Annotated in this window: 5 protein-coding genes; 1 reads left to right on the top strand and 4 read right to left on the bottom strand. The window is 70.6% G+C overall.

Annotated elements, in window-relative coordinates:
• The coding region (locus tag COGEMETH_RS20185) for a response regulator (protein ID WP_507763000.1) at positions 1 to 259 on the top strand (259 nt) is incomplete at its 5' end.
• A 38-nt stretch (positions 260 to 297) separates the two neighbouring features.
• On the opposite strand, the gene COGEMETH_RS20180 is transcribed toward COGEMETH_RS20185, so the two are convergent.
• The 4 genes from COGEMETH_RS20180 to thrC all read right to left on the bottom strand — a co-directional run.
• Entirely contained in the window at positions 298 to 732 is a 435-nt protein-coding gene (locus COGEMETH_RS20180; protein WP_238184394.1) for a DUF805 domain-containing protein, read from the bottom strand.
• A gap of 180 nt (positions 733 to 912) precedes the next feature.
• The gene (locus tag COGEMETH_RS20175; RefSeq protein ID WP_238184393.1) at positions 913 to 3789 is read right to left on the bottom strand and encodes an EAL domain-containing protein; all 2877 of its coding nucleotides are present in this window, start codon (positions 3787 to 3789) and stop codon (positions 913 to 915) included.
• Between the two features lie 195 nt (positions 3790 to 3984).
• On the bottom strand, positions 3985 to 5280 hold the full coding sequence (locus tag COGEMETH_RS20170) for a M16 family metallopeptidase (RefSeq protein WP_238184392.1): 1296 nt from the start codon (positions 5278 to 5280) through the stop codon (positions 3985 to 3987).
• Positions 5277 to 6503 (bottom strand): threonine synthase (thrC, locus tag COGEMETH_RS20165; RefSeq protein ID WP_238184391.1); only part of this gene is annotated, 1227 nt, incomplete at its 5' end. The genes COGEMETH_RS20170 and thrC, both read right to left, overlap by 4 nt.

The following is a 6503-nucleotide window of genomic DNA, read 5'->3' as shown; positions in this document are numbered from 1 at the left end:
GGTTGATGTCCAGCACCGCGAGATCGGGGATTTCACGACCGATCAGGCGGTGCTGGACATCAACCTCGCGGACGGCGACGCGAGTCCGATCTTCGAGGCGCTGACGGCGGCGCAGGTGCCGGTGCTGATCTGCACGGCAGGAATCCTGCCGCCGCGGATGCGGCGGTCCGGGTCGCAGCCCCTGGTCCAGCGCAAGCCGGTCGATGCAGGCCGCCTGGTCGCGGCGCTCGCCGGCCTGCGCCTGCCGGTCCTGGTCTGAGACGCGCGCCGGCCTCGGCGGCCGGCGCGGGATCGGGATCAGATCGCCGGAACGTAGGCACCGGGGGCAGGCAGTTGGCCGCCGAGAGGGTCCGGGCCGAAGGCGTTCGGGCCGGCGGTTCCCTTGAGGAAGCCGGTCTCGACGAGATACCAGATGCCGCCGATGAACGGCACGAACATGATCAGCACCCAGATTCCGGGCTTGCCGCGATCATGGAAGCGCTTGATGCCGAGGCAGATCGAGATCCAGGTCAGCAGCACGCCGACGACGAGGTTGACCAGGATGAAGGGCAGGGCGTTGGCGCCGTTGACGCTGAAGCCGCCGTCCGGTCCGGCCTCGTTCGGGATGAACTGTGCCAGCACCATGTTGAGCACGAAGGCGGCCGCGAGGATGGCGAGCGTCGACAGGAGCACGCCCTTCCAGAATTGTCCGCGCGCGATCCTGCCCTGGGCAGAGAAAAGAAGCGTCTTCATCGTGGTCATCAGCCCCATGTTCGAGCCGGCATCGACGTGAACGTCATCGATTTATCGGCCCGCGACCGGTAGGGGGACCGCCGCGCGCTTTCAATGCCGGATGGGTGATCGGGGACGCAGGGACAAGAGGTTGGAACGCTCAGGCAAGCCGCTGCCCCGCTCGGCTTCGGGCATGGAGCCTCAGGCGGCTTCGGGTGCCGCGCCGACGAGCTGCCGGGCCTGGAGCATCGTCATCGGCTCTCCGAAGGCGTAGCCCTGTGCGTACTCGCAGCCCAGCTCTCCCAGGGCCGCGGCGTCGGCTTCCGATTCCGCGCCCTCGGCGACGATGGCGAGCTTCAGTTCGTTGGCCATCCGCACGATGGAGCGCAGGATCGCGGTCTTGCCGGTGCCGATCTGGCGCACGAAGGACTGGTCGACCTTGATGGTGTCGAAGGGGAAGCGCTGGAGGTAGGACAGGGCCGAGTAGCCCGTGCCGAAATCGGCGAGCGACAGGCCGGCGCCGAGGTCCCGGATGCGGGCCAGCATCTGGGCCGCGTATTCCGGGTTCTCCATCACCAGGCTCTCGGACAGTTCGAGCTTGAGCGAGCCGGGCAGCACGCCGGAGCGGGCGAGCACCGTCTTCACGTCGTGCAGGAGGTCGTGGCGCAGGAGCTGGCGCGAGGACAGGTTGACGGAGGCGAAGATCGGCGGCTCGACCTCCAGGGCGCGCTGCCAGGAGGCCAGTTCGAGGGCCGTCCGCTCCAGGGCGAAGATGCCGAGGTTGACCACGAAGCCGCATTCCTCGGCCACCGGCATGAAGGTGGCCGGCGGGATGCGCCCGAGCTTGGGATGATCCCAGCGCAGGACCGCCTCGAAGCCCGCGACGGTGCGGTCCTCCAGGCGGACGACGGGCTGGAACAGCACCCGGATCTCGTTGCGCTCGAGCGACCGGCGCAGGTCGCCCTCCAGCATCAGCCGTTCGGAGCGGTCGTTGCGCATGTCCGCGCGGAACACCTCGATGCGGTCGCCGCCGCTCCGCTTGGCCTGGATCATCGCGGTCTCGGCGTTCTTGAACACCTCCTCGCGCTTGGCGGCCGCCCCCGCCTCGTGAAGGGCCAGGCCGATGGAGACGGTGAGGAAGATCTCACGGTCGGCGTAGGTGATCGGCGTGGCGATGGCCCGCCGGATCATCTCGGCGAAGGACAGGATGCGGTCGGGATCGCGCTCCGAGACCAGGATCACCGCGAACTCGTCGCCGGCCACCCGCGCCAGGGTGTCCTGCGGCCGCAGCAGCCGGCCGAGGCGGCGAGACAAAGTGAGCAGGATCGAATCGCCCGCCGAGAGGCCGATGGCGTCGTTGATGCCCTTGAAGCGGTCGATGTCCAGCACGATCACGGTCGGCTTCAGGCGCGCGTCCTGGCTCGCGAAGGCGATGGCCGCATCCAGGCGGTCGCCGAACAGCTCGCGGTTGGGCAGGCCGGTCAGGCTGTCGTGCACCGCATCGTGCAGCAGGCGCTCCTCGGCGGTCTTCGATTCCGTCACGTCCGCGATGGTGCCCACCACGCGGATGACCTCCCCGTCCGAGCCGATCACCGGGCGGGCCTTGAGGCGATACCAGAAATAGGCTCCCCCCATTGAGCGGAGGCGGAAGTCGTGGATGATGCGCCCGCGGCGCTCCTCGATCACGGTGTCGAGGGCCGCCGAGTAGCGGTCCACGTCGAAGGGATGGAGCATCCCGAGCCAGTTGGCGGCCGGCCCTTCGAGGGCGCCGCGGCCGAGGCCGAGCTGGCCCTCGATCTCCTGGCCGGTGAAGATCCGGTCGCCCGGCACGTCCCAGTCGAACACCACGTCGCCGGCCCCCGTGAGCGCCAGGGCGCGGCGCTCCGTGTCGGAGACCAGGGCATGGGTCAAGCCGCCGCCCGCGAAGGCGTGCTGCATCACCGTGAAGCCGATCAGCATGACGATGAGCACGAGGCCGCCGATGAGGGCGGGCTGCACCAGTTCGCTGCCGATCTGCCCCGTCACGGCAAAGCCCGCCGCCGTGACCCAGACCACGAGCAGCGTCCAGGTCGGCACCAGCAGGATGGCGCGGTCGTAGCCGTTGTGGGCGGCCAGATACACGATCAGGAGCAGGCCGACGCCGGCCACCGCCGCGATCGAGATGCGGGCGACGCCCGCCGCCACGGGTGGGTCGAACACGGCGAGCGCCACGAGGCCGGCCAGGAAGGCCAGCCAGAAGAAGGCGACGTGGCTGTAGCGCACGTGCCAGCGCGAGAGGTTCAGGTAGGCGAACAGGAAGACCAGGAGCGTCGCCCCGAGCACCGCCTCGGCCGAGGCCCGGTAGACCCGCTCGGCCAGTTCGGTGACGGGGAAGACCCGCTGGAGGAAGCCGAAATCGATGCAGGCATAGGCGAGCACCGACCAGGCCAGGGCCGCGGCGGCGGGAAAGATGATCGCCCCCTTCACCACGAAGACGATGGTGAGGAACAGGGCGAGCAACCCGGCGATGCCGATGATGATGCCCTTGTAGAGGGTGAGCCCCGCGGCCTTCTTGCGGTAGGCGTCCTGGTCCCAGAGGTGAACCTGCGGGATGTTGGGCCCCCGCAGCTCCGCCACGTAGGTGACGGTCGTGCCGGGATCGAGGGTGATGACGAACTGGTCGGCTTCCGGGTTCTCGTCGCGCTCGGGCCTGATACCCTGGCTCGCGGTGATGGCGGCGATGCGCGATCCGCCGAGGTCGGGCCAGATCACCCCGGAATCCACCAGCCGGAAATGGGGGGCGACGAGGATGCGGTCGATCTGCTCGTCGGTGTCGTTGGTGAGCGCGAAGACCATCCAGTCGGGCCGCGCCCCGGCATCGCGCGCCTTGACCACGATGCGGCGCACGATCCCGTCCTTGCCGGGGGCCGTGGAGATCTGGATCAGGTCGCCGTCCGAGCGGTAGCGCTCGATCGCCCCGGTCAGGTCGATCACCGGCGCGTCCAGGGTGACGCGCACCGCCTCGACGGCCTGCGCAGGCCCGTTCGCGGCCAGGCCGCCGAGCAGGAGCGCCAAGAGGATAAGGGGGAGGATGCGCAACGGGCGAGGATTCCGGCCGGGCGTGCGACGGGGAGGACGGCTCAGGTCGGGGAACGTGGTAAAGGCGGCCTCCACCCGGAGCAAGCCGGCGCTGCCCGGTCCGGGGCGGCGCCCACCGCGACCGTCGCCGGGCCTCTGCGCTGCGGAATCGCGCCCCTTTGCGGCCAAAACAAGTTGGCGGCGGCCGTGGCCCGGTCAGGCCGCCCGCAGGGCGTCGGCGATCCGACCGAGGGCCGGCAGCTTCTTGATCGGGCCGATGGCGGCCAGCGTCGGCGCACCGGCGAGCAGGCGCCGGCCGGCCGCGCGCACGTCCTCGACGCTGACGGCGTCGACCTTGGCGATCACCTCCTCGGTCGGGATCACCCGGCCCCAGGCCAGGATCTGGCGGGCGTTGCGCTCGATGCGCCCGCCCGGCGTCTCCAGGGCGGTGAGCAGGGAGACCTTGAGCTGCGCCTTGGCGCGGGCGATCTCGGCCGTGTCGAGGTCGCGGGTCGCCCGGGCGGTCGCGGCCAGGGTCACGTCCACGAGTTCGGGCAGGTCGGCGCCCGAGGTGCCGGCGCCGATGCCGAACAGGCCGCAATCGGAGAACGGCCAGTGGAAGGCCTGGATCTCGTAGGCGAGGCCGCGGGTCTCGCGCACCTCCTGCCAGAGGCGGGAGGTCAGGCCGCCGCCGAGCACCTGGGCGAACATGTGGAGGGCGTAGTAGCCGTCGTCGCGGAACGACAGGCCGGGCAGGCCGATGACGAGGTTGGCCTGTTCGAGCTTGCGCGGCATCCGCCGCTCGCCCCCGCCATAGGTGCCCGGCACGGCCTCCGGCGCGCTGGCCGCAGGCAGGCCCCCGAAATGCTGCCGCGCGGCCTCGACGATCCGTTCGTGCACCACCGCGCCGGCGGCCGCGACCACGGTGCGGTCGGGGGTATACTCGCGGGCCAGGTAGGCGCGGATGCCGGCCTCGTCGAAGCTGCGGATGGTCTCGGGGCGCCCCAGGATCGGGCGGCCGACCGGCTGGTCCGGGAAGGCGGCCTCCGTGAAGGCGTCGTAGACCACGTCGTCGGGGGTGTCCTCGACGGCGGCGTATTCCTGCAGGATCACGCCCTTCTCGCGGGCGAGTTCGCCGGCATCGAAGACGGAATCGGTGAGGATGTCGCCGATCACGTCCAGCGCCGTGCCCACGTCCTCGCCGAGCACGCGGGCGGTGTAGCTGGTGCCCTCGGTGGAGGTGGCGGCGTTGATCTCGCCGCCGACGTTCTCGATGTCCTCGGCGATGGCGCGGGCCGAGCGGGTGCGGGTGCCCTTGAAGGCCATGTGCTCGATGAGGTGGGAGAGCCCGCTCTCGTCGGCCCGCTCGTGGCGGGAGCCGGCCCCGACCCAGACCCCGAGGGTTGCCGTGGCGACGCCCGGCATCGCCTCGGTGACGACGGTCACGCCGTTGTCGAGGCGCTCGATGCGCAGGCTCGGCGAGGCGGCATGCGTGGCGAAATGCTGGTTCATGCGCCCCTCGTGATGCGGGCGCGGTCCCGGATCAGGGCCTCGACCGCCGCTTGGTCGTTGGCGACCTGGGTCATGCGCTCGGGCCGGTCCATCAGGTCTGCCAAGTGCGGGGGCAGGGCGGGGCGCAGGCCCCCCGTGGCCTTGGCCACGGCGTCGGCGAACTTCGCCGGATGGGCGGTGGCGAGCGCCACGACGGGCGTCGCCGGGTCGCGCTCCAGCAGGCGGCGGCCCGCCCGCACGCCGATGGCGCTGTGGGGATCGAGCACCATGCCGGTCGCCGCGTGGGTCCTGGCGATCTCGTCCATCACGTCGGGTTCGGGGACGGCGGCCGCGTCGAACTCGGAGCGCACGGTGGCGAGCACGGACTCGTCCAGGCTGAAGCCGCCGGATTGCTTGAGGCCCGCCATCAGCCGGCCCAGGGACGAGGCGTCGCGGCCCAGGGCCTCGAACAGCAGACGCTCGAAGTTCGAGGAGATCTGGATGTCCATGGAGGGCGAGGTGGTCGGCTGCACGCCGCGCAGCTCGTAGGCGCCGTGCTCCAGGGTGCGGACCAGGATGTCGTTGGCGTTGGTGCCGATCATCAGCCGCCCGATCGGCAGGCCCATGCGCTTGGCGACCCAGCCGGCGAGGATGTCGCCGAAGTTGCCGGTCGGCACCGCGAAGGAGACCGGCCGGTGCGGGCTGCCCAGGGCCACCGCGCTGGTGAAGTAGTACACGGCCTGGGCCGCGACGCGGGCCCAGTTGATCGAATTGACGCCCGACAGCCGCACGGAATCGGCGAAATCCCCGTGCTGGAACAGGGCTTTGACGATGTTCTGGCAATCGTCGAAGGTGCCGTCGACAGCGAGCGCGTGGACGTTGTCGGCCTCCACCGAGGTCATCTGGCGGCGCTGGACCTCCGAGACCCGCCCGTGGGGGTAGAGGATGAACACGTCGACCTGATCGAGCCCGCGGAAGGCTTCGACCGCGGCCGAGCCGGTATCGCCCGAGGTGGCGCCGACGATGGTGGCGCGGCTGCCGCGGGCACGCAGGACGTGGTCCATCAGCCGCCCGAGGAGCTGCATCGCCAGGTCCTTGAAGGCGAGCGTCGGGCCGTGGAAGAGTTCCAGCAGGAACAGGTTGTCGTCGAGTTGCGTCAGCGGGCAGATCGCCGGGTGGCGGAAGGTGGCGTAGGCGGCCTCGATCATGTGGTCGAGGTCGGCATCCGCGATCTCGCCGTCGAT

Origin of the sequence: Methylobacterium trifolii (assembly GCF_022179685.1) — a bacterium.
GTDB lineage: Bacteria > Pseudomonadota > Alphaproteobacteria > Rhizobiales > Beijerinckiaceae > Methylobacterium > Methylobacterium trifolii.
Note: the sequence above shows the minus strand (reverse complement) of the source record. Positions and strands in the feature narration are given on the sequence as shown.